Here is a 25,487-nt window from a genome sequence, read left to right as displayed (position 1 = left end):
AGCCGAGGACCCACCCCATGACGACCCCCACGGGCAACTACATCGCCGCGATCGACCAGGGCACCACCTCCAGCCGCTGCATCGTCTTCGGCGCCGACGGCCGCATCGTCGCCGTCGACCAGCAGGAGCACCGGCAGATCTTCCCCCAGCCCGGCTACGTCGAGCACGACGCCGCCGAGATCTGGACCCGCGTGCAGTCCGTCGTGCGCGGCGCGCTGGAGAAGGCCGGCCTGACCCGGGACGACATCCGCGCCATCGGCATCACCAACCAGCGCGAGACCACCGTCCTGTGGGACAGGAACACCGGCGAGCCGGTCCACAACGCCCTGGTGTGGCAGGACACCCGCACCGAGGGCCTCTGCCGCGAGCTGGGCCGCAACGTCGGCCAGGACCGCTTCCGCCGCGAGACCGGCCTGCCGCTGGCCAGCTACTTCGCCGGCCCGAAGATCCGCTGGCTGCTGGACAACGTCGAGGGCCTGCGCGAGCGCGCCGAGGCCGGCGACATCCTGTTCGGCACCATGGACACCTGGGTGATCTGGAACCTCACCGGCGGTGTGAACGGCGGCAAGCACGTCACCGACGTGACCAACGCCAGCCGCACCATGCTGATGAACCTCAAGACCCTCGCCTGGGACGAGAGCATCGCCGAGTCGATGGGCGTGCCGATGGCCGTCCTCCCGGAGATCCGCTCCTCCGCCGAGGTGTACGGCGAGGCCGTGGGCGACCTGGCCGGCGTGCCCGTCGCCTCCGCGCTCGGCGACCAGCAGGCCGCGCTGTTCGGCCAGACCTGCTTCAACGAGGGCGAGGCCAAGTCCACCTACGGCACCGGCACCTTCCTGCTGCTGAACACCGGCGAGAAGATCGTCAACTCGTACCACGGCCTGCTGACCACCGTCGGCTACCGGATCGGCGACCAGGCCCCGGTGTACGCGCTGGAAGGCTCCATCGCCGTCACCGGCTCGCTGGTGCAGTGGCTGCGCGACCAGCTCGGCATCATCTCCACCGCCGCCGAGATCGAGACCCTCGCCAACACCGTCGAGGACAACGGCGGCGCCTACTTCGTCCCGGCCTTCTCCGGCCTGTTCGCCCCGTACTGGCGCTCCGACGCCCGCGGTGTGATCGCCGGCCTGACCCGGTACGTCACCAAGGGCCACCTGGCCCGGGCCGTCCTGGAGGCCACCGCCTGGCAGACCCGCGAGGTCGTCGACGCCATGGAGAAGGACTCCGGGGTCGAGCTCACCGCCCTCAAGGTCGACGGCGGCATGACCAGCAACAACCTGCTCATGCAGAACATCGCCGACGTCCTGAACGCCCCGGTCGAGCGCCCGTACGTGGCCGAGACCACCGCCCTCGGCGCCGCGTACGCGGCCGGCCTGGCCGTCGGCTTCTGGAACGACCTCGACACCCTGCGGGCCAACTGGCACCGCGCCGCGGAGTGGACGCCGCGGATGGACGAGGACACCCGGGAGCGCGAGTACAAGAAGTGGCTCAAGGCCGTGGAGCGCACCATGGGCTGGGTGGAAGAAGAAGAGAACAACTGACCGACGACGCCGGCCGGGGCACCAGCCCCGGCCGGCCGGTCCCGTTTCAGGCCCGCCGCATCCGGGCCGACCGGCCTCTCCCGCAGGGGCCGCACCGCACACGAGAGGAGTAACGGCCCGCCTGCGCCGTGGGCCGTACACAACCACCATGGCAACCATCCCGACCCTGGGTGCCGAGCGCACCGCCGGCCGCACCGCCTCCCGCGCCGAGACCCGTGAGCTGCTCGGCAAGGCCACCTACGACCTGCTGGTGATCGGGGGCGGCATCCTCGGCACGGCCGTCGCCTGGACCGCCTCCCAGGCGGGCCTCAAGGTCGCCATGGTCGACGCGGGCGACTTCGCCGGCGCCACCTCCAGCGCGTCCTCCAAGCTCGTCCACGGCGGCCTGCGCTACCTGCAGACCGGCGCGGTCAAGCTCGTCGCCGAGAACCACAAGGAGCGCCGCGCGCTCGCCACCGACGTGGCCCCGCACCTGGTCAACCCGCTGACCTTCTTCGTGCCGGTCTACAAGGGCGGCCCGCACGGCGCCGCCAAGCTCGGCGCCGGCGTCTTCCTGTACTCCGCGCTCTCCGCCTTCCGCGACGGCATGGGCCGGGTCTCCACCGCCGCCCACGCCGCCCAGCAGGTGCCCGCGCTGCGCACCGAGGGCCTGCGCTCGGTGGCCGTGTACGGCGACCACCAGATGAACGACTCGCGCGTCGCGGTGATGACCGTGCGCGCCGCCGTCGACGCCGGCGCCGTGGTGCTCAACCACGCCGAGGTCACCGGCCTGCGCTTCACCGGCGGCCGGGTCACCGGCGCCGAGCTGCGCGACCGCCTGGACGGCACCGAGTTCGGCGTCGACGCCCGCCTGGTGCTCAACGCCACCGGCCCGTGGGTCGACCACCTGCGCACGATGGAGGACGCCGGCGCCGCGCCGTCGATCCGCCTCTCCAAGGGCGCGCACGTCGTCGTCAAGCGCCGCTCGCCGTGGCGCGCCGCGCTGACCATCCCGATCGACAAGTACCGCGTCTCCTTCGCCATCCCGTGGGAGGACCACGTCCTGCTCGGGACCACCGACGAGGAGTACACGGGCGACCCGAAGGACGTCCGGGCCACCCAGGCGGACATCGACCAGATCATGGGCGAGGCCGGCCACGCGATCCGCGACGAGCACCTCGACCGCGACCTGATCACCTACGCCTTCGCCGGCCTGCGGGTCCTGCCCGGCGGACCCGGCGACACCGCCGCCGCCAAGCGCGAGACCGTCGTCACCGAGGGCAAGGGCGGCATGCTGTCCGTCGCCGGCGGCAAGTGGACGACCTACCGCCACATCGGCCGCACCGTGCTGGAGAAGCTGGCCCACGTGCCCGGCACCAGCCTGGGCGAGGACATGTCCCCCATCGCCCCGACCGTCCCGCTGCCGGGCGTCGGCGCGCCGAACGCCGTCGCGCACCGCCTGCTGATCGACCGCGAGCCGGGCTCGCGGATGGAGCCGCTGGTCGCCAAGCACCTGGCCAGCCACTACGGCACGCTCTCCTTCGAGATCGCCCGCATGATCGACGAGAACCCGGAGCTGGGCCGGCCGATCCACGAGGACGGGCCGGACGTCTGGGCGCAGGTCGCGTACGCGGCCGACAACGAGTGGGCGTACACGGCGGACGACGTGCTGCGCCGCCGCACCACCATGACGGTGCGCGGGCTGGACACGCCGGAGATCAAGGCCGAGGTCGAGGCCTTCCTCGCGAAGCGTGGAGAGAAGTAAGCACAGCCTCGCGAAGCGTGGAGAGAAGTAGGCACAGCCTCGCGAAGCGCAGGTAACCTCTGCGCGGTTCGGGCGGGCGTCCGGGGTTTCCCCGGGCGCCCGCCCCTTTCTGCTTTCATCCGTGCACGATGCGTCACGATCTCATCAACTTCTTAAGGAAAGCTTCAGATTCTGACCTAATTTGTCCGACTTATCATGATCATCTTCCCGTCGATCTTCCCTATGCTCCGGATCGCTGTTCCCCAACAGCGAGTCAAGGAGTCCCCATGAAAATCCCAAGGCGAGCCGTCCACGGCCCGCTGGCCCTCGTGCTGGCGCTGGCGCTGGCCGGCGGCTCCCAGGCCGCCTTCGCGGCCGAGCCGAAGCCGAAGCCCGCGAAGCCCTCCCCCGCCGGCAAGGCCCCGTCCGCCGCCGCCGTCGACCCGACCGGGAGCATCGCCGCCGCCCGCGCCGCCGCCCGCACCGGCGGCAAGCGCGTCGAGGCGGTGTCCGAGCGCAGCGAGGTGTCCACCACCTGGGCCAACCCGGACGGCACCCTCACCACCGAACTCGCCGCCGGCCCCGTGCGCTTCCTGCGCGACGGCGCCTGGACGGACGTCGACCTCACCCTCCGGCAGTCCCCCGACGGCTCGGTGGCCCCCGCCGCGCACCCGCACGGGATGAAGCTGGCCGGAGCGGGCGGCAAGCGGCCCCGCAGCCTCGCCGAGTCCCAGGCGGCCACCGCCGCCACCGCCGCCGAGCCCTCCCGCACCCTGGTGTCGCTGGGCTCCGGCGAGGACGAGTTGGCGCTGGAGTGGCGCGGCGGTCTCCCCCAGCCCCGGCTCGACGGCCCGCGCGCCGTCTACCCGGACGCGATAGGCGACGGCGCCGGGGACCTCGTCATCGAGGCCAACCGGACGGGCTTCGAGCAGTTCGTCGTTCTCAAGCAGCGCCCGGCGAACGGGAGTTACTCGTACACCATGCCGCTGCGGGCCAAGGGCCTGAAGGCCGAGCAGCAGCCCGACGGCGGGGTGCTGTTCACCGACCGCAGGACCGGGCACAAGCGCGCCCTGCTGCCCGCGCCGGTGATGTGGGACGCCACCACCGCGCCCGGCTCGCGCGAGCACCCGCGCCAGGCGAAGGTCGCTCTGGAGGTCGTCCAGCGCGGTGACCGCGTCGACCTGGTGTTCACCCCGGACGCCGCCTTCCTCGCCGACCCGGCCACCACGTACCCGGTGACCGTCGACCCGGCCACCACCGGGCTCGGCAACGCCCTGGACACCCGCGTCCAGAAGGGCGAGACCGTCGACTGGTCCACCGACGTCGAGCTGTACTGGGGCAACCCCGGCACCAAGAACGCGGACGGCAGCTCGCGCGAGGCCCGCTCGCTGATCAACTGGAACACCGCCTCCATCGCAGACTCGCTCGTCCAGAGCGCCACCCTGTCGGTGTACAACATCCACTCCGGCAACAGCGACTGCCTCCCCTACACCTGGGAGGTCTGGGACACCGGCCTCGCCTCCACCGGCTCGCGCTGGACGAACCAGCCGGCCTGGAACGCGAAGAAGGCGAGCTCCACCGAAACCAAGGGCCGCGACGCCTGCGGCGGTGACGGCTGGATCAACGCCGACGTCACCGGCCTCGTACAGACCTGGGCCTCCGCCAAGAACCAGGTCTCCGGCATGGGCCTGCGCGCGCCCGACGAGGTCAGCACCAAGTACTGGAAGGAGGTCAACTCCGCCAACGCCGCGACCAACGTGCCGAAGCTGACGGTCACCTACAACTACCGGCCGCGCACCGGCACCAACCAGCAGGCCGGCCCGCCGTTCAAGCAGGACGGCACCGGCACCTGGCGGGTGGACACCACCACCCCGGTGCTGCGCGACACCTTCGTCGACCCGGACGGGGACAAGGTCACCGGCACCTTCCAGCTGGTCGACGCCATCTCCGGCGCCCAGGTCGGCAACGTCAACGTCTCCGGCTACGTGGCCAGCGGCACCCCCGCCGAGGTCACCGTCCCGGCCGGGCTGCTCCAGTACGGGCACACCTACCGCTTCCGCACCTCGCCCTACGACGGGCTGCACTACAACCTCGGCTGGTCCGCCTGGGCGACGTTCAGCGTCTCCCCGCTGCCGGACGTGCCGAGCGCCCTGCAGACCGGCGCCCAGCAGACCCTCACCCCCGTGTTCTCCGCGCTGGTGACCAACCCCAACCAGGGCCGGGTCCGCACCGAGTTCGCGCTCAAGGGCGCCGGCGGCCAGCCGCTGCCCACCGTGCTGCCGCCCGCCTGGGTGGACAGCGGCACCCGCGCCTCCGTCCAGGTGCCGGACGGCGCCCTGACCGACGGCGGCACCTACAGCTGGGCCGCCCGCGCCTGCGCCGCCGTCGGCTGCTCGGCCTGGAGCGCCGACCAGCCGCTGACCGTCGCCGTGGTCAAGCCCCCGGCGCCGCCGACGCCCACCACCGTCGTCCTCACCGGCCCGGCCCTGGCCGACGCCTCGGTGGGCGCGAACTGCCCGGCCGGCGGCTGCCCGGCAGCCGACCCTGCCGCGCTGCGCGTCGGCAACACCGCCGACGCCGGCAGCTGGAGCAGCTGGCTCAAGCCCGACCTGACCGCCGTCCCGGCCGGCTCCCGGATCGTCGGCGCCCGCCTGGCGCTCACCCGCTCGGACTGCCCGACGGGCTGCGCCGAGACCGCCGTCGACGTCTTCCAGCTCGCCTCGGCCTGGACCCCCGGGCAGGACGGCGCGGCGCTGGCCGCCGCCGTGGGCACCGAGAGCTTCGCCTCGGCCGCCAAGCTCTCCGAGGTCGACCTCGCGCCGATGGCCGGCTCCTGGATCGAGAAGGGCGAGGCGTACGGCCTGGCGGTGCGCCCGTCGGCCGGCTCCACGGACACCGCCCGCTACTACCCGGCCACCGCCGCCGACCCAGCGCAGCGGCCGAAGCTGACCCTCGACTACCTGGCGCCCACCGCGCCCGGCCAGGCCGAGATGGTCACCGCCACCCCCGGCGACGCCGGGCTGGTCGTCACCTGGAACGCCCCGACCGACCGCGGGTCGGTGGGCGAGGTCGGCTACGCCGTCCGGGTGGAGACCTCGGCGGGCGCACCCGTCCAGGAGCAGAGCACCGGGGACGTGCGCGCCACGTTCACCGGCCTGGACAACAGCCGCTCCTACCGCGCGGTCGTCACCGCCAGGAACAGCTACGGCAGCGCGGCCCCGGCCGCCTCGGCCGTCGTCCAGGGCGCGCCCACGGCCGGCGGGACGGACCGGTACCGCGGCTACGTGCAGGAGTACCTGGACGCCCGCAACAAGATCAAGATGAAGCCGGGCTTCACCGCGCCGGACGCCGCCGCCGAGGCCGCACACGGCACCGTCTTCGTCGACCTGCTGGCCACCCAGGAAGCCTCGCTCGTCGCCAACCGGGAGGCGCTGGCCACTCAGAACGAGCAGTACACCGCGGCGGCGGTCTCCCTGACCGACGTGGTGGTGGACCAGCAGACGGCCGGGAAGGTCGTGGTGCGGGCCACCGTCAAGGACTCGGTGATGATCCGCTCCGGCGGCGTCGACTCCCCCAGCGAGAGCGCCGGCGCCAAGCGGTTCGAGTTCACCGTCGGCTCCGCGGCGGTGCTCGCCTCCGAGGCCGACGACCTCGCCGCGCAGCAGAAGCTGTCCGCCTCCGCGAGCGCCCAGGCCCAGGTCGAGGTGGCCGACGCCGGCCAGCCCGACCCGGCCGACGCGCAGAAGGCCGTCCCGCTGGACGCCGACGGCTTCCCCGTCAAGCCGGCCGCCCCCGCCGGCGGCGCCGTCCCGGCCGGGTACAACTACAACGGCACCGCCGACTGGGCCCGCCGCAACGTCGGCATCAAGTGGGACTACAAGCAGGACTGCACCAACTTCGTCTCCAAGGCGCTGTACTACGGTGGCGGGATGCGCTACCGGTACGGCTGGAAGTGGACCGACGGCGCGTGGTGGCAGAACGACCAGTGGTTCTTCGGCTGGCACCTCAACCGCAGCTACACCTGGGCCGGCGCCGCCAACCTCCAGCGGCACCTGCTGGGCCACCGGTCCTCGACCTGGCTCCGGTGGACGTCCGAGGCGCGGCCCGGCGACGTGGTGTTCTTCAAGTGGCGCAACGAGAAGGTGATCAACCACGCCGCGGTGGTGGTCAGTTGGGGATCGCGGATGGAGCTGCGCCAGCACGGGCGGCAGGGCGTCACCACGCTGGACGAGGTGCTGTCCTACTACCGGCAGAAGGGTGACCCGATCGAGTGGTTCGTCGTCGTGCGCCCGCTCGGGACCAGCTGATGGGCCGGCCCCGTCGGCAGGCCTGTGGAGCCGCGCTCGCGGCGGTGCTCGCCTCCGTCGCGCTGGCGGGCTGCGCCGGAGGCCCGTCCGACGCCGAGCTGGAGTACCTGGGCGACTACGCCGGGCACCCCCACCTGAAGGTCACCGGGTACCCGACGACCGAGACGCTGGGCCTCGTCCAGCAGGTGGTCTGGCGGACGGCCGACGGCTCCGAGGACCGGCTGACGAAGCTCACCGTCTCGGACGGCACGACGGCCGAGCGCAAGGAGGCCTCGGCGGCCATGGTCCGCGACTACGGCAAGGGCGCCCAGGGGGCGGTCACCGCCGACTTCCAGGACGACGTGGTCAACCGCCAGACCGTGGTGCTCACCTTCCACGACACCGGCCAGGTCAAGGAGCTCCACCTCCGCCCGGACGGTCACGCGGGCGAGGACGGCTGGAAGGTCCGGCTGTAGCGGCCGAGGCCGTCGAACGCGGACGGGCGGGCGCTCCCCTCGGGGAGCGCCCGCCCGTTCGTACGGTGCGGCCGGTGCGGCCGGTGAGACCGTGCGGTCAGATGATCAGGCTGAGCGGCATGATCAGGGCGATCGCGACCACCGAGATCACCGTCTCCATCACCGACCAGGACTTGAGCGTCTGCCCGACGCTCATCCCGAAGTACTCCTTCACCAGCCAGAAGCCCGCGTCGTTGACGTGCGACAGGAACAGCGAGCCCGCGCCGATCGCGAGCACCAGCAGGGCCGCGTGGGTCGTGGACATGTTCGCCGCCAGCGGGGAGACGATGCCGGCCGCGGTGATGGTGGCGACGGTCGCCGAGCCGGTGGCCAGGCGGATCAGCACGGCGATCAGCCAGCCCAGCAGCAGCGCCGAGATGTGCCACTTGCCGGACCACTCGCTGACGGCGTTGCCGACGCCCACGTCGATCAGGGTCTGCTTGAAGCCCCCGCCGGCGCCGACGATGAAGACGATGCCCGCGATCGGGCCCAGCGACTTGCCGACGGTGTCGGAGATGCGGGCCTTGTCGAAGCCCGCCGCCTTGCCGAGGGTCACCATGCCGAGCAGGGTCGCGGCGAGCAGCGCGATCAGCGGGGAGCCGATGAAGTCGAACACCCGCTGGCCGACCGCCTTCGGGTCGTCGATGACCACGTCGGCCAGGGCCTTGCCGAGCATCAGCACGACGGGCAGCAGGATGGTCGCCATCACCGCGCCGAAGGACGGGGTGCGCTCCGGGCGGTCCGCCTCCTCGGGGGCCGTGGCCTTCGGGATCTCCAACGGACCCACCCAGCGCTCCGCGAAGCGGGCGAACAGCGGACCGGCGACGATCAGCGTCGGGATCGCGATCAGCAGGCCGAGCGCGAGGGTGACGCCGAGGTCCGCCTTGAGCGCGTCCACGGCCACCAGCGGGCCCGGGTGCGGGGGCACCAGGCCGTGCAGCACCGACAGGCCGGCCAGGGCCGGGATGCCGACCCGCATCAGCGGGACGTTGCCGCGGCGGGCGACGAGCAGCACGATCGGGATCAGCAGGACGACGCCGACCTCGAAGAACAGCGGCAGGCCGAGGACGGCCGCGATCAGCGCCATCGCCCAGGGCAGCGCCTTGTTGCCCGTACGGGCCAGGACGGTGTCCGCGATGATGTTGGCGCCGCCGGAGTCCGCCAGCAGCTTGCCGAGCATCGCGCCCAGGCCGATCAGCAGGCCGACGCTGGCCACGGTGGAGCCGAAGCCCGTGGAGAAGCTGCTGAGCAGCTTGTCGAACGGCGCGCCCGCGACGGCGGCCAGCAGCCCCGAGCCCAGGGTGAGGGCGAGGAAGGGGTGCAGCTTGAACTTGGTGATCAGCAGGACGATCGCGCCGATGCTGAGCAGGACCGCGACCAGCAACTGGGAGTCGCTGCTGGTGTGCGGCAGGGCCGGTGGGGCGGCCGCGAGAAGGGTGGGGGCAATCACGCGAGGTCTCCATTGACCGGCCGCAGCAGGGCCGCGGCCTTCTCGACGAGTTCTTCGGGGGACGGGCCGACGTCCAGGACGGCGCCGAGCTCCTCCGCGCCCAGGGGTTCCAGGGCGGCGTACTGGGAATTGAGCAGCGACGGCGGCATGAAGTGGCCGGTGCGGTGCGACATGCGGTCCTGGACCAGGTCGTGACCACCGCTGAGGTGCAGGAAGAAGGCGCCCGGGCAGGCCGCGCGCAGGGTGTCGCGGTAGCGGTGCTTCAGCGCCGAGCAGGTGACGACGCCGCCGGTCCCGGCCTCGGTGCGCTCCCCCAGCCAGGCGCCGATGGCGCGCAGCCAGGGGGCGCGGTCCTCGTCGTCCAGGGGGACGCCGGCCGACATCTTGGCGATGTTGGCCTCCGGGTGGAAGTCGTCCGCCTCGGCGTACGGGAGGTCGAGGCGGTCGGCCAGCAGGCGGGCCACGGTGGTCTTGCCGACCCCGGAGACGCCCATCACCACGATGGTGAGGGGGCCGGGCGGGGTCTCCGCCGGGAGGTCGCGGTTCTCGACGCTGAGAGCCATGGGTGGTGCTCCTTCGTTGCAGGCCGCCACTATCGCTTCAAAGATATGACGTATTCAAGTGGGGGAAACCAAATCGTCATACTTTTGGGGTGTGGGGTGCATCGCAGGGGCCCTGGAGGACCGCCGGGGTGGGGTCGCCGGGTGCGGCGGGTGGGCGGCGTCTAGGCTGGGCGGATGGAGATCCAGGGGCTGCCCGGTCGGCTGCTTGACGAGCTGGGGCCGGCGATCGCGGCGGGGGAGATCCCCGAGGGCGCGGTGCTGCGCGGGGAGGAGCTGGAGATCCGGTTCGGGGTGTCCCGGACGGTCGTGCGCGAGGCGGTGCGAATCCTCGAGGGGATGCGCCTGGTGGCCTCCCGCCGCAGGGTCGGGATCACCGTGCAGCCCAAGTCGCTCTGGGACGTCTTCGACCCGATGGTGATCCGCTGGCGCCTGGCCGGCGCGGACCGCTCCGCCCAGCTGCGGTCGCTCGGCTCGCTGCGCGTCGCCGTGGAGCCGGCCGCCGCCGCGCTGGCCGCCGTCCACGCCAGCGACGACGAGCGGCGCGAACTCAGCTCGCTCGCCGTCGAGTTGACCGTCTCCGCGCGGGCCGCCGACCTCGCCACCTTCCTGCGGCACGACATCGCGTACCACGCGCTGGTGCTGCGCGCCTCGGGCAACGAGATGTTCGCCCACCTCGGGGACACCGTGGGGGCGGTGCTCACCGGGCGGACGGAGTACCACCTCATGCCCCATCAGCCGGAGCCGTACGCGATCCGGCTGCACCGCGAGGTCGCCGAGGCGATCTGGGACGGTGAGTCCGGGCGGGCCGAGCAGGCGATGCGCACGATCGTCACCGGCGCGCTGGAGGAGCTGAACCAGCAGCTGGACTGAACCGCCTTCCGCCGTCGATCGGTTGACCGAATGACACGGTTTGGCGGCAGTTCTGTGGGTTCGGTCGATTCGGACGCATAGTCATGGTTCGACGGGGCAGAGTGGGTCGAGGGGGCGTGTTTCGTGTGCGCCCGTCCCGCGTCGCCACCGAATTCGCGCCTGGGGGTCGCTCGATGTCCGTGCCACGCCGCCGTCGCCGCCTGCCCGACGAGGTGCGCGCCGCCGCAGTCCGGGCGGTGCTCTCCTTCTCCTTCACGCTGGTGGGCGTGGTGGTCGCGACGCTGGCCTCGTACGCGGGCAGTTGGCTGCTGACGCCCGCGCTGATGGCGATGGGGCTGGGGGTGTTCGGCACGGCGTGGTGCCTGCTGGAGATCCTGATCTCCCGGCAGGTGGCCGCCCAGCGGCTGCGGGCGCAGGCGCCGCCGCGCCCGCAGCCGTACCGGGCGCCGGAGCCGCTGGCGCCCCGGCCGCTCCCCCGGCCCGGGCAGTTCGGGCAGTCCGGCCAGCCCAGCCAGCCGCCGACGCGTTCACAGGCGCCGGGAGGGCGTCAGCAGACCGCCCGGTAGTGGGTGGTGACCCGGCCGTCGCCGTCCAGGACGTGGAGGGCGAGCATCGGCGGGTGGTCGGAGGAGGCGCCGGGGCCGCCCTCGCAGGGCAGGGTCACGGTGTAGACGACGCTGGGGGCGACCAGCAGCGGCACTCCGGCGAAGACGGTCGCGGCGGGGGTGTGGGCATGGCCGCACAGCAGTGCGGCGACCCGGGGGTGGCGGCGCAGCACGTCGGCCAGGCGCGCCTCCTGGAACTGGCGGATCCGGTCGACGGTCGGTATCCCGAGGTCGGCCGGCGGGTGGTGGAAGGCCACCAGGGCGGGCAACTCGCTGCGGCCCGCGCTCAGTTGCTCGTCCAGCCACTGGAGGGTGGCGTCGGAGAGCAGGCCGTCGTTGCGCCCGGGGGTGGTCGAGTCGAGCATCAGCACGTCGACGCCCGGGAGCCGGTGCAGCCGGTTGATCGGGCCCTCTCCCGACCCCAACTCCGCTCCCTCGCCGAGGAGCAGTTCCCGGAACGGCTCCCGGCGGTCGTGGTTGCCGGGGCAGATCAGCACCGGGTGGCGGGAGTCGAGCACCTCGGCGACCTGCCGGTACTCCTCCGGCAGGCCGTGGTCGGCGAGGTCCCCGGTGACGAGCACCGCGTCGAGCGGGCCGGGCAGGGCGTCGAGGTACGCCATCACCTGCTCGGCCCGCTTCCTGGCACGGCGCCCGCCGTCGCCCCTGTGGACCTGTCCGAGATGGATGTCACTGAGCTGCGCGATCGTCACCATGCCCATCACGCTAGGGCTTCGGGGCGGCCTCCGCCGGGCGCTTGAACATCCGGGTCGCCGTGATCTCGCCGTGGATGGCCGGGCCGTCCGGGTCCTGCGGGGCGGGCAGGCCGGGGCGCAGGTGCTCCTCCACGGAGATGTACTTGAGGCCGGCGCGCAGGTCGGCGTCGTTGCGCAGGCGGATCACCAGCGGGAACTCGGCGAGCGCGGTGGTGTCGAACAGGCCGGTGGTGTAGATGAGTTGGACGCCGAGCGCGTCGGCGACGGCCCGCTGGAGCTCCAACAGGTAGGTGGCGTTGGCGCGTCCGATCGGGTTGTCGAGGAACAGCGTTCCGGCGTGCCGGAGTTGGGACTGCCCGCGGTCGTTGGCGCGCAGCGCGGCCATGGTGCAGTAGAGCGCGATGGCGGCGGTGAGCAGCTGCCCGCCGGAGAAGACGTCGGACATCTGGCCGACGCTGACGCGCTCGGCGCGCAGCACCGCGTCGGGCTTGAGGATCTCGACGCTGACGCCCTTGGGGCCGATCGCGGCGGCGACGCCGCGCAGCAGCAGGGACATGCCGTCGCGGCGCAGGTCGCTGTTCTTGCGGACGGCGGCGCGGGTGGCCTCGTCGATGACCTCGCCGAGGCGCTCGACCAGGGTGGTGTGGTCCGGGTCCTCGAAGCGGATGCGCAGGAACTCCTGGCCGGACCACTCCCCCAGGCCCTCGGGCAGCCGGGACAGGCGCTGGGCGGCGCGCAGGGTGGTGAGGGAGGACTCGACGAGGCCGCGCAGCCGGTCGACGATCGAGCCGCGGTTGCGCTCCAGCTGGGCGAGTTCGTCGGTGAGGACGCGCAGCCGGGGTGCGAAGGCGGTGGCCCAGTTGGCGGCGTGCTCGGGCAGCGCGGAGGCGGGCAGTTCGCGGATCTGCTGGCGGGCGGGGGTGCGGACGGCCTCGTAGCGGGCGGCGTTGGCGTGCCGGACGAGGGCGTCGGAGGCGTCGCGGACGGCGAGTTCGGCGGAGGAGAGGTCCCCGGCGGCGGTGCGCAGGGCGCGCCGGGCGTCGGTGGCGGCCGTGCGGGCGTCGGGCAGCGCGCCCAGGTACGGCTCGGCGCTCTGGCCGTCCTCCTCCTGGTGGTCGCGCAGGCCGTCGCGCAGCTGGCCGGCGAGCTCGTCGAAGTCGGCGGCGGCCAACTGGGCGGTGTTGAAGGTGCGCTGGAGGTCGGCGTGGGCGGTGCGGGCGGCGTCCAGGGCCTCGCGGCGTTCGGCGAGCAGGCCGGTGGCGGTGCGCAGCAGGATCTGGGCGTGCTCGGGGTCGGCGGGGACGAGCTCCTCGGGCAGCTCGGTGTGGGCCTCGCCGTCGGCGGGGGCGGAGCGCTCGGCCTCGCCGCGCAGGCGGCCGAGTTGCTCGCTGGCGGCGGCGGAGCGGGCCTCGATGGTGGCGACGAGTTCCTCGGCGCGGGCGGCGGCGGCCTGGCGGGCGGGGCCGTCGGCGCCGTCCGGGCTGCCGAGGAGTTCCTCGGCGCGGGTGCGGACCTTGTTGGTGAGGCGGTCGAGTTCGGTGGCGGCCGCGGCCTCGTCGCCCTCGGCGCGGGCCTGTTCGGCGCGCAGGTCGGCGCCGACGCCGACCTTCTCGTAGAGCTGGGAGGCGGCGCGGTAGGCCTCGCGCAGGGCGGGCAGGGCGGCGGGGCTGGTCTCGGCCTCGGTGTCGGTCTGCTCGGCGGCGGGGATCTCGGCGCGTTCGGCGCGCAGGGCGCGGGCGGTGCGGCGGGCGTCGTCGGCGGCGCGCTGGGCGGCGCGGCGGTCCTCGTCGCAGGTGCGGGCGCGGTCGGCGCACAGGCTCTGGCGGCGGTCGCACTCGGTGGCGTCCTCGGCCAGTTCGCGCTGGCGGCGGGCCCAGGTGGCGCGTTCGCGCAGGCGGAAGGCGAGGCCGGAGAGGGCGTCGGCGCGGCGGCGGGCGCGCTGGGCGCTCTCGCGGTGCTCCTCGTGGGCGGAGGCCGCGGCGGCGTGGTCGGTCTCGGCCTCGTCGTGGTCGGCGCGCAGGGTGGCCAGGGAGGCGGCGGCCTGCTCGGCGTGCTCGCGGGCGGCCTCGGCGGCGGCGGCGAGTTCGGCGAGGGTGCCGGGCGGGCAGCTGGCGTGCCAGGAGGCGAGGCGGGCGGCGAGGGCGCGGTCGGCGCCGAGGCGGCCGGCGAGTTCGCGGATGTGCTCCTCGCGGGCGGCGGCGCGGGTGCGCAGTTCGCGGCGCTCGCCGTCGGCGGCGGACTCGTCGTGCATGGCCGGGTTCGGCGGCACGACGAAGAAGGGGCAGAAGGCGGGACCCTCGGATTGAGTGATCGGGGCGATCAGCGAGGCGGCGGCGCCGACGGCGACGGTGGAGCGGGGCAGCAGGGCGGCGGACTGCAGGGCCTCGCGGGCGCGCTCCAGCGAGGACGGGTCGGTGACGACGACGCCGTCGACGAGTTCGGGGCGGGCGGCGAGGATCGCCTCGTGGTCGGCCGGGTCGACGGACTGGGCGAGGTAGCGCCAGCCGGGCAGGGCGGGGATGCCGTGCTCGGCGAGGTACTCGACGGTGGCGAGCACGTCCGGGCCGGGCGGCAGCAGGCCGCCGTCGCCGAGGGCGGCGAGGATGCGGGAGTCGTCGGCGGCGGCGGTGCGCAGGTCGAACAGGGTGCGTTCGGCGGTGGCGACGGCCTCGTCGAGGAGTTCGCGCAGGTACTCGGCGTTGCGGTCGAGGACGGCGGGGGTGAGGAAGCCCGCTTCCTCCTCGGCCCCTTCCTGGTAGGGCGTGAGGGACAGCAGGTCGGCGAGGCGCTCCTCGGTGGCGAGCAGCGCGGCGGTGCGCTGCTCGGCGGCGAGGGCCCGGGCGGCGCCCTTGCGGGCGTCCCCGGCGCGCTCGGCGGCGAGTTCGGCGCGCCCGGTGGCGGCGGCGGCCTCGCGCAGCCGGGCCGCGGCGGCCTCGGCGGCCGTACGGGCCTGGGCGAGGCCGGCGGCGGCGGTCTTCTCGACGTCGGCGGCGTGCAGGGCGGCGCGGGCCGGGTCGATGTCGCCGTCCGCGTCGATGAAGCCGGCCTGGACGGCGGCCTCCGTCTCCTGCTCGACCTCGGCGAGGCGCTGGCGCAGGTGCTCGGCCTCGCTGCGGGCCTTCTGGGCGGCGGTGGCGGCCTCGGTGGCGTCGTTCTGCGCCTTGGCGCCGTCCTCCTGGAGCTCGCCGGCGCGCTGCTCCTCGGTGTCGGCGCGGGACTCGGCGGCCGCGGCGGCGGCTTCGAGGGCGCGGGCGAGGGCGGTGGCGGCCTGGGCGCGGGCGGCGAGGGCGGGGGCGGCGTCGAGTTCGGCCTCGCGGATGGCGGCGGCGACGCGGGTGACGCGGTCGGCGGCGGCGCGCTGGCGCAGGACGGCCTCGGCGGCCTGCCAGGCGGAGTGCAGGGTGCGGGCGTCGGTGAGTTCGCGGCGCAGGGCGGCGGCCTCGCCGGTGGCGGCGGCCAGGCCCAGGGAGGCGTGCCGGTAGGTGAGTTCGTCGACGATCAGGTGGTGCCGGGTGCGGTCGGTCTCGGCGGCGGTGACGGCGCCCGCGGCGGCGGCGACCTCGACGGCGAGGTCGTGGGCGCGGTCGCGTTCGGCGGCGGCGCGGGTGGCGAGGGCCTGGGCGAGGCGGCGGGTGCGGCGTTCGGCGGTGCGGTGGGCCTCGCGCACGCCCTCGCGGGCGGCGGTGGCCTCGGCGATGCGCTCCAGGAGGTCCAAGGAGCCTGCGGTGAAGTCGCGTTCGGCGGTGAGCTCGGAGCGCAGGCCGAGCTTGGCGGCGAAGCCGTGGACGAGGTCGGCGAGGCCGTCGGTGTCGCGGGTGTCGGTGACGGCGCGCAGCAGCAGGTCGGTGAAGTCGCTGTCGTGCTTGACGGCGAAGAGGCCGGCGGCCTCGCCCTCGTCAGCGTTCATCTCCCGCTGGTAGCGGAAGAGTTCGGGGTCGAGGCCGAGTTCGCCGAGGTGTTCCGTCCAGCGGTCGTGGCCGTCCTCGAAGACCAGGTCGAGGTGCGGGTGGGTCTTGCCGGCCTCCGACACGGAGTCGCGGAAGCCCTTCATGGTGCGGCGGCGGCCGCGGGCCTTCTGGTCGCCGGCGAGGCTGACGCGTTCGGCGACGGGCAGGGAGTCCAGCGTCAGGCCGGGGCCGGGGCGGAAGGAGTACCAGGTCTCGGCGAACTTGCGCGGGTCGGAGGAGACCTGGCGCCCGCGCCACTCGCTGACCTTGCCGACGACGATGAGTTCGCCGGTGACGGTGTGCTGCCACTCGAGGGCGACGTGGCCGCAGTCGTCGGCGAGGAGGAACTTGCGCAGCACGCCGGAACTGGCGCCGCCGAGGGTGTTGCGGTGGCCGGGGAGCATGACCGAGAAGATCAGCTTGAGGAGGACGGACTTGCCCCCGCCGTTCTCCAGGAAGAGCACCCCGGCCGGGGCGGGGCGGCGCACGGGGCCCTCGCCGTCCTCGCCGAACAGGCCGATCTGCTGCGGGGCCGGGTCGGCGACGGGCTCGCCGACGCCGCGCAGGTCGAGCACCGTGTCGGCGTAGCGGGCGCCGGCCGGTCCGATCGAGTAGAGGCGGACCCGGTTCAGCTCGTACATGTGCGGCGGTTCTCCGTGGCTTGCGTGACTGAGGGTGGATCAGAGCGAGTGGAAGGGCAGGCCGGCGTCGGCGACCAGGTCGTCGGCGGTGTCGGGCGGCAGGAGGCTGGCGGTGCCGTCCGAGACGGGCACGACGCCGAGGTCGAGCAGTTCGCCCATGGCGGCGCTGCCGGCCAGGTCGCGGACCTGGAGCTGGTAGCGGGCGGTGGTGCGGTAGGTGCCGCCGGAGTCGTCGGAGACCTTCTGCAGGAAGCCGGAGTCGACGAGGAACAGGACGGCCTTGGCGGTGATGCCGATGGTGGAGCCGGACAGGCGCCGGGCGTCCTTGGTGGCGCCGGTGGCGGTGCGGCGGGACCAGACGCGCCAGGCGGCCTCCAGGCCGGGGGCGTCGCTGGTCGGGTCGGTGTTGGCGCCCTCGGCGTCGGCCTGCTCCTCCAGGCGGCGGCAGGCCTGGCGGACGAAGGCGTCGACGCCGTTGACGGTGATCCGGCCCAGGTACGCGTCGTCGGCGAGGTCCTCGGGGCGGGGGAAGGCCATGGCGGCGACGGCGAGGTGGGCGAGGCCGTGCAGGAAGCGGTCGGTGGACTCGGAGGCGGCGCGGCGCGAGTAGTCGCCCATGCGGACGGCGAACAGCGAGTCCTCGGCGGCGGCGACGGCCATGCCGGCGCGCGGGGAGACCTCGAGGACGACCAGGCCCATGCCGGTGGCGATGGCGTCGGCGAGGCGGGCGAAGGGCGGGTCCTCGCGGTGGCGGCGGACGAGCTCGGCGTACTCGGCGTCGCGGGCGGGCAGCAGCTTGGCCTGGAGGCCGAAGGAGACCAGCCGGGCGGCGTCGGCGACGTCGGCGGGGGTGATCGGCGCGGGGGCCGCGGGTTCGCTCTCGCCCGCCCAGGACGTGTCGTGGTGGGTCGTCACGGGCGGTGCTCCTCGGGGCTGTTGCGGGTGGTGTCTGTAGGAGGGGGCCGGGCTCAGCCGGCGTCCTTGCGCTCGGCGGCCATGCCGGCCGCGTCGAGCAGGGCGCTGCCGACGATCAGGTCGGCGCCGCCAAACTCCTGGTCGCGCAGCGGGGTTCCGTCGTCGACGGCGAAGAGCAGCCGCTCCTCGCCCTGGCGGTAGGCGGTGCCGACCGGCGGGCTGGCGGCGTGCACGGCGAGCAGGGCGACGAGGTAGGGCAGCTCCGGGTCCTGGCCGCGGGCCTCGGCGAGCAGGCCGGACAGGCGCCGGGGGGCGTCCGGGGGCAGGTCGAGCAGCAGCTGGGCGGCTTCGAGCTGGGCCTCGGAGAAGCGGCTGTCGTCCGGGGTGGCGACGAGGTCCGGGTCGGGCAGTTCGGCGCCGAGGTGCTCGCGTTCGACGGGCGGGGTGAGCAGCAGGTCGACGAGGTCGGCGACGCGGACGGAGACGGGGGTGCGCAGGCCGGCGCCGTGGGCGAAGAAGGCGTCGGTGGGGCGCACGGCCTGCTCGACGGGCAGCCGCAGGACGGGGGCGAGCAACTGCCCGTACAGGTCGATGCCGCTGCGGGCGCCGGGGGTGGCGAAGGCCTGGCGGTCCTGTTCGGCGCGGAAGAGCGGGCCGGCCTCCAGCAGGCGGGTCTGGAGCTGGGTGTGACGGCGGATGCAGTCCTTGACGATGTCGACGAGCTCGGCGGCGCGGCGCTTGTGCTCGGCGTCCTCGGCCTCGTCGCGGGCCTTGCGGATGTTGGTGAGAATCGCGTTCTCGTGCCGGTAGCGGTCCGCGATGTGGTCCAGCGCCTCGTCGATGAGGTCGGGGATGGTCTGCATCCAGTCGACGGCGCGGACGTTGCGGCGGGTGGCCTCCAGGGCGCGGCGCAGCGTCTCGGCGTACTGGACGGTGCGGTAGCGGGCCTGCTCGGCGGCGAGCTGGGCGTCGGCCAGGCGGCCGCGGCGGATCAGCACCTCGAGCTTGACCTCGGCGGCGATCTGGGCGGAGGTGACGTCGGTGTCGAGCGCGCCGACCAGGACGTTGACGGCCTCGTCGGTGGTGCGCAGGTAGACGCCGCCGTCGGGGCCCGGGACCTCCTCGATCAGCTTGAAGTCGTAGTCGCGGCGCACGTACGCGCCGTCCGCGCCGAAGGTGCCGTAGACGGCGCGGAAGCCGCGGTCGACGCTGCCGACGTTGATCAGCGACTCGAGGACCCAGCGGGCGACGCGCTCGTGCTCGGCGGTGTGCCGGGCCGGGGCCTGGGCGGCGACGCGGGGCAGCATCCGGGCGAGGACTATGTCGCGGTCGGCGCCGGTGTCGAAGTCCATGTGGAGGGTGACGAGATCGATCGCGGCGAGGCCGACCTCGGCCATGGCGTAGCCGCCGTACTCGCCGGCCAGGTTGACCTTGCGGCTGTCCAGGTCGTGCAGCGGGGCGGTGCAGGCCAGCGCCTTGAGCCGGCGGGCGAGGCCCTCGTCGGCGGCGGGGCCGGGCGCGGGGCGCGCGCCGGGCACGGCGGCGCCGGCGGTCGGCCGGAGTCCGGGCTCGGTGGGCGGGTCTGCGATGGCGGTCACGGTGGACAAGATTAGGGGTTCGCACCGACATCGACCGAAACGGACCTCTGCGCAGGGGCATGTTGAACACGTTCAAATAGTGGGTCTAGAGTCGTGCCGTGCAGTCGGGACAAGGCCCGTACTGCGATTTCGGCACGCCGGGGCGACGCCCCGGCGTGCCCGGCACGGAGGTGTGCGCGATGGACGGCGACCCCACGGTCATCCTGCGGCGGACCAGGCGCTGGCTCTGGTTCTTCCTCGTCTGCCTGGTCCTCAGCGGCCTGACCGCCTTCCCCCTGGAGACCGAGACCGGGCTGCTGGTCGACCTCCTCCACGGGCCGGCCGCGCCGCTCGCCGAGCGCCTGCCCTCCGCCACGGCCTGGTTCGAGCGCGTCCACCAGGGCGTCGTCGAGACCAACGCGCGCTACCCCTTCCTCGCGTACGGCACCGACTGGCTCGCCTTCGCGCACCTCGTCATCGCCGCCGCGTTCTGGGGGCCGCTCAGGGACCCGGTCCGCAACATCTGGGTGATCCGCTGGGCGGTGCTGGCCTGCGGGGCCGTCATCCCGCTCGCCCTGGTCTGCGGGCCGCTGCGGGGCATCCCGGTGGTGTGGCGATTCATCGACATGTCGTTCGGGGTCTTCGGGGTCGTCCCGCTGCTGATCGTGCTGCGGGCCCTGCGCCCGCTGGAACGTTCCTTCGTGGGAGCACCGGCCGAACGCTGAACCGACGGGCCCGGCGGCGCCGCTCCCGGGCGCGCGCCGGGCACCGCGCGCCGATGGGTGCACCGGGGGTCGGCCGTGGAACACGGGCTTCATCCGCAGGCCCTACCATCTGGCTCAACAGCAGCTGGGAGGCGGACTGGCGTGGCCGACATGGTGATCGATCTCAATGCGGACCTCGGCGAGGGCTTCGGACGCTGGACCCTGACCGACGACGAGGCGCTGCTGTCCGTCGTGACCAGCGCCAACGTCGCCTGCGGCTTCCACGCCGGCGACCCGTCGACGATGCGCCGGGTCTGCGCGCTCGCCGCCGAACGGGGCGTGCGGATCGGCGCCCAGGTCTCCTACCGCGACCTCGCGGGCTTCGGCCGGCGCCGCATGGACGTGCCGCCGGAGGAGCTGGCCGACGAGATCGCGTACCAGATCGGCGCGCTCCAGGTCTTCGCGCTCGCCGCCGGCTCGCGGGTCTCGTACGTCAAACCGCACGGCGCGCTCTACAACCGGGTGGTCGACGACTCCGAGCAGGCCGAGGCCGTCGTCGCGGGGGTGCTGCGCGCGGGCGCGATCTGCGGCGGGCCGCTGCCCGTCCTCGGACTGCCCGGCTCCCGGCTGCTCGCGGTGGCCGAGGGCGTCGGGCTGCCTGTGGTCACCGAGGCCTTCGCCGACCGCGCCTACACCCGGACCGGCACGCTCGTCCCGCGCCGCGAGCCGGACGCGGTGGTGCACGACCCCGAGTCGGTGATCACCCGGGCGGTGGGCATCGCCCGCGACGGCTCGGTCGAGGCCTCCGGCGGCGAGCGCATCCCCGTCGCCGCCCGCTCCCTGTGCGTCCACGGGGACACCCCGGGCGCCGCCCAACTGGCCTGGCGCATCCGGGGGGCGCTCGCCTCGGCGGGCATCCGGGTGGAGGCGTTCACGTAACGCGCCCGGGGGCGGGGCGCTTCGCGCCCCCACGCGAGCGGCCCTGTGCGAGCGGCCCTGTGCGAGCGACACTCGGAGCGGCCCTACGCCAGCGCCCGCAGCACCTCCGCCACCGCCCGCTCGCGCGGGTCGAGGGCGTGGGCGCCGCCCTCGGCCACCGACCAGACGGCGTTCTGGAGCACCCGGGCGAGCGTCCAGGCCGCGGCCTGCGCGCGGTCGAGGGCGAGTTCGCCGGTGAGCAGGTCGAACCGGCGGCGCAGCGCGCGGGGGGCGTCGCCGGTGGCGCGCAGGTCGTCCCAGCGGTCGCGCAGGGCGGGCAGCAGCTCGAAACCGGGGTGCCCGGCCAGGGGCTTGGGGTCGATGGCCAGCCAGGGCGCCCGCCGGTCGCCGTCCGGGAGCGGGGCGAGGACGTTGCCGTGGTGGAGGTCCCAGTGGAGCAGCCGGTCGCCGGGCTCGGCGCGGACCTGCGCGAGGGCGGCGGCGCAGTCGGCGGCCAGCGCGCGCTCCGCCGGGTCGGCCAGCCCTGCTGCCGCCGACGGGGCGCCGCGCAGCAGCCCGTCCGCGATCAGGCCCAACCCCCGGACGCCGGGCGGCGCCTGACGTTGCGTCAATTCCCGTAGCAGTCCGGCGATCACGCGCAAGGAAGCCTCGACGTCGGGCAGGTCGAACAGAGTGCGGGAGGCGTCCAGGCGCTCCAACAGCATGGCGCCGGTGGACGGTTCACCGTCGAGCAGCCTCACGGCGCCGCGCCCGCCCCAGGCGTGCAGGGCGAGCGGTTCGCCCCGCGTCTCCTCGTCCACCTGCTGGAGCTTGAGCGCGGCGCGCGAGCCGTCCGCGCGGCGCACGGGCAGGACGAGCGCGACCACGCCGTGGGCGGGCGGGCCGTCCGGGCGCAGCTCCCAGCGCTCCATCGACTCCCGGGCCAGCGTGGGCAGGGCGCGGGCCCAGGCGAGCCCGCCGGGGCCGACGTTCTCTTCCAGGGAGGCCGCCAGCGCGGGCGGAACCTCGACGGCGTTCACGGGCGGGCCCCTTTCCGACGGTTCCGGTCAGCCTGGTTCGAGTGCGGAGGCTGCTGCCGCCGCGAAGCCCTCCGGGTTGTCGATCATGATGTTGTGCCAGCAGTCCGGCACGGCCGTCAGCCGCACGCCCGCCGCGCGCAGCCCGTCCGCCCCGGCCACTCCCCCGTCGGCCTCGGGGTACAGGTAGGCGCGCGGCAGGTCGAGGCCGAGCAGCGTCTCCCGCATGGTGGGCACGGTGGCCCGGGCGAGGTGGACGGCGCTGCGGTGGAGCGCCTCCGGGCCGGCCAGACGCATGGTGGCCCACCAGGACGGGCCGACCCGCTCGGCGAGCCGCCCGTACCCGCCGGCCAGGAACTCGGCCTCTCCGACGCTCGCGATGCCGCTGCTGCCGATACGCTCCGGGTCGGGGGCGATCGGGTCGAGGTTGGCGTCGACCAGGACGAGCCGGGAGACCAGCCGGGGGTGCCGGTGGGCGAGCACCACCGCCACCGCGCCTCCCATGCTGTGGCCGATCACCTCGGCGCCCTCGACCTCGGCGGCGCCGAGGGCCGCGGCGACGGCGTCGGCGTGCTCCTCCAGGGTGTACGCGCGGTCGGCGGGCCGGTCGCTGATGCCGAAGCCGAGCAGGTCCAGGAGCAGCGAGCGGCGCCCGGCGAGCAGCGGGTGGGCGGCGGCGGCCGCGAAGTAGACGGGCGAGCTGGCGCCGAGCCCGTGCAGGTAGAGCCGGGCCGGGCCGGCGCCGGGCAGTTCGACCCAGCGGATGCGGTCGCCGTTGGGGGTCACGATGGCGTCGCGCACGACGGGGCTCCTTCTCTCGTGGTGGCTCTCGTGGGGTGGCTCTCGCGAGGCGGATCTCGCGAGGTGGCGAGGGAACCATACCTCGAAGCCGAGGTATCCACGACTCGATATACCGACGCATCGAGGGACGGATCTGCGACAGTGGCCCCATGCTGAAACTCGCCATCCTCGGCTTCCTGCACGACCGCCCCCTCCACGGCTACGAGCTGCGCCGCCACCTCACCGCGCTCACCGGCCACGTCCGCCCGATCAGCGACGGCACCCTCTACCCCGCGATCAAGCGCCTGGAGTCGGACGGCCTGCTGGTACGCGAGACCGAGCCCGGCAGCGCCGCCGCCCCCCGGCACACCCTCCACCTCACCGAGGCCGGCCGCGCCGCCCTGCTCGACCGGCTGCGCGAGCCCGAGCAGGTGGACGTCAGCGACGAGAACCGCTGGTTCACCCTGCTCGCCTTCCTGCGCCACCTCGCCGACCCGGCCGCCCAGGCCGCCGTGCTGCGCCGCCGCCTGGCCTTCCTCTCCGAACCGGCCAGCTTCTTCTACGAGGGCGAACGCCCGCTCGGCGCCGAGGAGTTCGAGGACCCCTTCCGCCGAGGCCTGCTGCTGGTCGCCCGCGCCACCACCGAGGCCGAACTCGCCTGGCTGCACGCCACCCTGGCCGAGCTCGACCAAGCCCGTTGACACTGACCGGAATTCACCCTCGCAAACGCCTTCCGCCCTCCGCCGCCCCCGTGTTCCGATGGCCGTCATGAGCGACGACACGTACACGAGCAAGGAGCGGCGCCCCGGCTACGACGGCACGGGCCCGGGGGCGATCACGCCGGACGGCTGCGCGGTCGAGATGTGGATGCGCCTGCCGGTGGGAGACGGCCCGGACGTCATCGAGGCCGCCGTTCCGGCCGGCGCGACCGTCCTCGAACTCGGCTGCGGCGTGGGCCGGATGACCCACCCGCTGACCGACAAGGGCTTCACCGTGACGGCCGTCGACGAGTCCCCCGACATGCTGGCCCGGGTCCGCCCCGAGGTCCGCACGGTGCGCAGCCCCATCGAACGCCTCGACCTCGGCGAGCGCTTCGACGTCGTGCTGCTCGCCTCCTTCCTGGTGCACGCCGGGGACGAGAAGGTCCGCCAGGGCCTGCTGGAGACCTGTCGCCGGCACGTCGCCGAGGACGGCTGCGTGCTGATCCAGCGCGAGGGCAGCACGGCGCACAAGGACGTCCCCCGGGAGGTGATGGTCGGCCCGGACATGCTGGCCCGGGTCGCCTCCTCCACGCCGATCGGCGACGGCGTGAACTCCGTCCACGTCGAGTACGAGTTCCCGGACGGGAACTGGACGCAGACCTTCCTGTCCCGCCCGCTGACCCCCGAGAAGTTCGAGAGCGCACTGTCCGAGGCCGGGCTGCGGCTCGAGACGGTGCTGAGCGGCGACGGCACCTGGGTGCGGGCCCGTCCGATCCTCTGAGGCCCGCGGGCCGGAAAGGGCCCGGTGCGCAAAGGCCGATTAAAGGGTGGGCCAAGAACCGTCATCTTCACCCCGTACCATCGGCCGCGCGCCGGGCTCGCGCGCAGCCGCGTGCTGCGCGGGCCGCGGCGTCCGCACGCCCGCCCCCGACCCGCGAGGAACCGCTCATGCCGCACCCGCACTCCCGCCGCCCGATACGCCTGGCGGGTGCCCGGTGATCGACTGGTTCCACGGGGCCGTCCTCGGCCTGATCCAGGGGCTCACCGAGTTCCTGCCGGTCTCCTCCAGCGCCCATCTGCGGGTGTTCTCCGCCCTGTTGGGCTGGGACGACCCGGGCGCGGCCTTCACCGCGGTGACGCAGCTCGGCACCGAGACCGCCGTGCTGATCTACTTCCGCAAGGACATCGCCAGGATCGTCCGGACGTGGACGCTGTCGCTGTTCCGGCCCGCACTGCGCTCCGACCCGGACGCCCGGATGGGCTGGTTCGTGATCATCGGCACCCTGCCGATCGGCATCCTCGGCAAGGTGTTCCAGCACAACATCGAGACGCACCTGCGCGATCTGAGGATCGTCGGCACGACCCTGATCGTCTTCGGCCTCGTCCTGGCCTTCGCCGACCGGACGAGGGCGATCCGGCACGCGAAGCCGATCACCGACCTCACCCTCCCGCACGCGGGGATCTACGGCCTCGCCCAGGCACTGGCGCTGATCCCCGGGGTGTCACGCTCCGGCGGCACGATCAGCGCGGGCCTGCTGCTCGGCTACAGCCGGGAGGCGGCGGCCCGGTACTCCTTCCTCCTGGCGATCCCGGCGGTGCTCGCCTCGGGGCTGCTGGAGCTGTTCAAGATCGGCGAGGGCCCGGCCCCGGCCTGGGGGCCGACGATCCTGGCCACCGTGATCGCCTTCGCGGTGGGCTACGCGGCGATCGCCTGGTTCCTGAAGTACATCTCGCACCACAGCTTCCTGCCGTTCGTGGTCTACCGGGTGCTACTCGGCGTTCTGATCATCGGTCTGGTCGCGGGCGGCGTGCTGGCCCCCGACGCGGGGTCGGTGAAGTAGAACGGCGTTTCCATCCGCACCCCCGGATACGACGGTGGGGGGGGGGGCGGGCCGGGCCCCCCCCCCCCCCGGGGGGGGGGTGGGGGGGGGGGCCCGGCCCCACCGCGGGGGGGGGGGGGCCGCCCCCCGCCCCCGGCGGGGGGCGGCGGGCCCCCGGGCC

Annotated in this window: 19 protein-coding genes; 11 read left to right on the top strand and 8 right to left on the bottom strand. The window is 74.2% G+C overall.

The window, feature by feature from the left end; translation table 11 throughout:
• Positions 1-17: 17 nt before the first annotated feature.
• The 4 genes from glpK to ACIRRS_RS37115 all read left to right on the top strand — a co-directional run bounded on the left by glpK (position 18) and on the right by ACIRRS_RS37115 (position 8,026).
• Positions 18-1,541, top strand: a complete 1,524-nt coding sequence (glpK, locus tag ACIRRS_RS37130; protein WP_402981046.1) for a glycerol kinase GlpK — start codon at positions 18-20, stop codon at positions 1,539-1,541.
• Between the two features lie 148 nt (positions 1,542-1,689).
• Positions 1,690-3,285 carry an FAD-dependent oxidoreductase gene (locus tag ACIRRS_RS37125; RefSeq protein ID WP_402981043.1) on the top strand — a complete coding sequence of 532 codons (1,596 nt, stop codon included), beginning with the start codon at positions 1,690-1,692 and terminating at the stop codon, positions 3,283-3,285.
• A gap of 266 nt (positions 3,286-3,551) precedes the next feature.
• Positions 3,552-7,571: a DNRLRE domain-containing protein gene (locus ACIRRS_RS37120; protein ID WP_402981040.1), complete on the top strand. Its 4,020-nt coding sequence runs from the start codon at positions 3,552-3,554 to the stop codon at positions 7,569-7,571.
• Entirely contained in the window at positions 7,571-8,026 is a 456-nt protein-coding gene (locus ACIRRS_RS37115) for a hypothetical protein (protein ID WP_402981037.1), read from the top strand. Before ACIRRS_RS37120 ends, ACIRRS_RS37115 begins: the two co-directional genes overlap by 1 nt.
• A gap of 97 nt (positions 8,027-8,123) precedes the next feature.
• Here the strand turns inward: ACIRRS_RS37115 and ACIRRS_RS37110 are convergent, their stop codons facing one another.
• Both ACIRRS_RS37110 and ACIRRS_RS37105 read right to left on the bottom strand, forming a co-directional pair.
• The gene (locus tag ACIRRS_RS37110) at positions 8,124-9,512 is read right to left on the bottom strand and encodes a gluconate:H+ symporter (protein WP_402981080.1); all 1,389 of its coding nucleotides are present in this window, start codon (positions 9,510-9,512) and stop codon (positions 8,124-8,126) included.
• Entirely contained in the window at positions 9,512-10,078 is a 567-nt protein-coding gene (locus ACIRRS_RS37105) for a gluconokinase (RefSeq protein WP_402981034.1), read from the bottom strand. The genes ACIRRS_RS37110 and ACIRRS_RS37105 overlap by 1 nt, the downstream gene beginning before the upstream one ends.
• Before the next feature lie 174 nt (positions 10,079-10,252).
• Here ACIRRS_RS37105 and ACIRRS_RS37100 point away from each other — a divergent pair, with 174 nt between their 5' ends.
• Both ACIRRS_RS37100 and ACIRRS_RS37095 read left to right on the top strand, forming a co-directional pair.
• Complete coding sequence (locus tag ACIRRS_RS37100) at positions 10,253-10,948, top strand: FadR/GntR family transcriptional regulator (protein ID WP_402981031.1); 696 nt, start codon at positions 10,253-10,255, stop codon at positions 10,946-10,948.
• A gap of 173 nt (positions 10,949-11,121) precedes the next feature.
• Entirely contained in the window at positions 11,122-11,514 is a 393-nt protein-coding gene (locus ACIRRS_RS37095) for a hypothetical protein (RefSeq protein WP_402981028.1), read from the top strand.
• Here the strand turns inward: ACIRRS_RS37095 and ACIRRS_RS37090 are convergent.
• From ACIRRS_RS37090 to ACIRRS_RS37075, 4 genes are read right to left on the bottom strand one after another with little or no spacing between them, the layout of a single operon-like run.
• A complete protein-coding gene (locus ACIRRS_RS37090) occupies positions 11,496-12,266 on the bottom strand; it encodes a phosphodiesterase (protein WP_402981025.1) in 771 nt (256 codons plus the stop codon). The genes ACIRRS_RS37095 and ACIRRS_RS37090 overlap by 19 nt on opposite strands.
• Positions 12,267-12,276: 10 nt before the next feature.
• Complete coding sequence (locus ACIRRS_RS37085; RefSeq protein ID WP_402981022.1) at positions 12,277-16,854, bottom strand: hypothetical protein; 4,578 nt, start codon at positions 16,852-16,854, stop codon at positions 12,277-12,279.
• 39 nt (positions 16,855-16,893) lie between these two features.
• Positions 16,894-17,769 carry a hypothetical protein gene (locus ACIRRS_RS37080; protein WP_402981019.1) on the bottom strand — a complete coding sequence of 292 codons (876 nt, stop codon included), beginning with the start codon at positions 17,767-17,769 and terminating at the stop codon, positions 16,894-16,896.
• Positions 17,770-17,822: 53 nt separating this feature from the next.
• Complete coding sequence (locus tag ACIRRS_RS37075) at positions 17,823-19,358, bottom strand: hypothetical protein (RefSeq protein WP_402981077.1); 1,536 nt, start codon at positions 19,356-19,358, stop codon at positions 17,823-17,825.
• A gap of 188 nt (positions 19,359-19,546) precedes the next feature.
• Between ACIRRS_RS37075 and ACIRRS_RS37070 the strand changes: the two genes are divergently transcribed.
• Together ACIRRS_RS37070 and ACIRRS_RS37065 are read left to right on the top strand one after the other, a co-directional pair.
• Positions 19,547-20,071 (top strand): hypothetical protein, encoded by a 525-nt coding sequence (locus tag ACIRRS_RS37070; RefSeq protein WP_402981016.1) that lies wholly within the window; start codon positions 19,547-19,549, stop codon positions 20,069-20,071.
• A 150-nt stretch (positions 20,072-20,221) separates the two neighbouring features.
• Positions 20,222-20,989, top strand: a complete 768-nt coding sequence (locus ACIRRS_RS37065; protein WP_402981075.1) for a LamB/YcsF family protein — start codon at positions 20,222-20,224, stop codon at positions 20,987-20,989.
• Positions 20,990-21,072: 83 nt separating this feature from the next.
• Here ACIRRS_RS37065 and ACIRRS_RS37060 read toward each other — a convergent pair whose 3' ends face one another.
• Positions 21,073-22,008, bottom strand: a complete 936-nt coding sequence (locus tag ACIRRS_RS37060) for an aminoglycoside phosphotransferase family protein (RefSeq protein WP_402981013.1) — start codon at positions 22,006-22,008, stop codon at positions 21,073-21,075.
• Between the two features lie 27 nt (positions 22,009-22,035).
• The gene (locus ACIRRS_RS37055) at positions 22,036-22,806 is read right to left on the bottom strand and encodes an alpha/beta fold hydrolase (protein WP_402981010.1); all 771 of its coding nucleotides are present in this window, start codon (positions 22,804-22,806) and stop codon (positions 22,036-22,038) included.
• Positions 22,807-22,955: 149 nt separating this feature from the next.
• On the opposite strand from ACIRRS_RS37055, the gene ACIRRS_RS37050 reads away from it, so the two are divergent.
• The 3 genes from ACIRRS_RS37050 (at position 22,956) to ACIRRS_RS37040 (ending at position 25,327) form a co-directional block, all read left to right on the top strand.
• Entirely contained in the window at positions 22,956-23,486 is a 531-nt protein-coding gene (locus ACIRRS_RS37050) for a PadR family transcriptional regulator (protein ID WP_402981008.1), read from the top strand.
• Positions 23,487-23,553: 67 nt separating this feature from the next.
• Entirely contained in the window at positions 23,554-24,267 is a 714-nt protein-coding gene (locus ACIRRS_RS37045) for a class I SAM-dependent methyltransferase (protein WP_402981005.1), read from the top strand.
• Positions 24,268-24,484: 217 nt separating this feature from the next.
• Positions 24,485-25,327 (top strand): undecaprenyl-diphosphate phosphatase, encoded by an 843-nt coding sequence (locus ACIRRS_RS37040; RefSeq protein ID WP_402981072.1) that lies wholly within the window; start codon positions 24,485-24,487, stop codon positions 25,325-25,327.
• Positions 25,328-25,487 lie beyond the last annotated feature (160 nt).

This window comes from Kitasatospora sp. NPDC101183, assembly GCF_044767945.1.
Classification (GTDB): Bacteria; Actinomycetota; Actinomycetes; order Streptomycetales; family Streptomycetaceae; genus Kitasatospora.
This window is presented reverse-complemented; position numbering and strand designations above follow the sequence as displayed.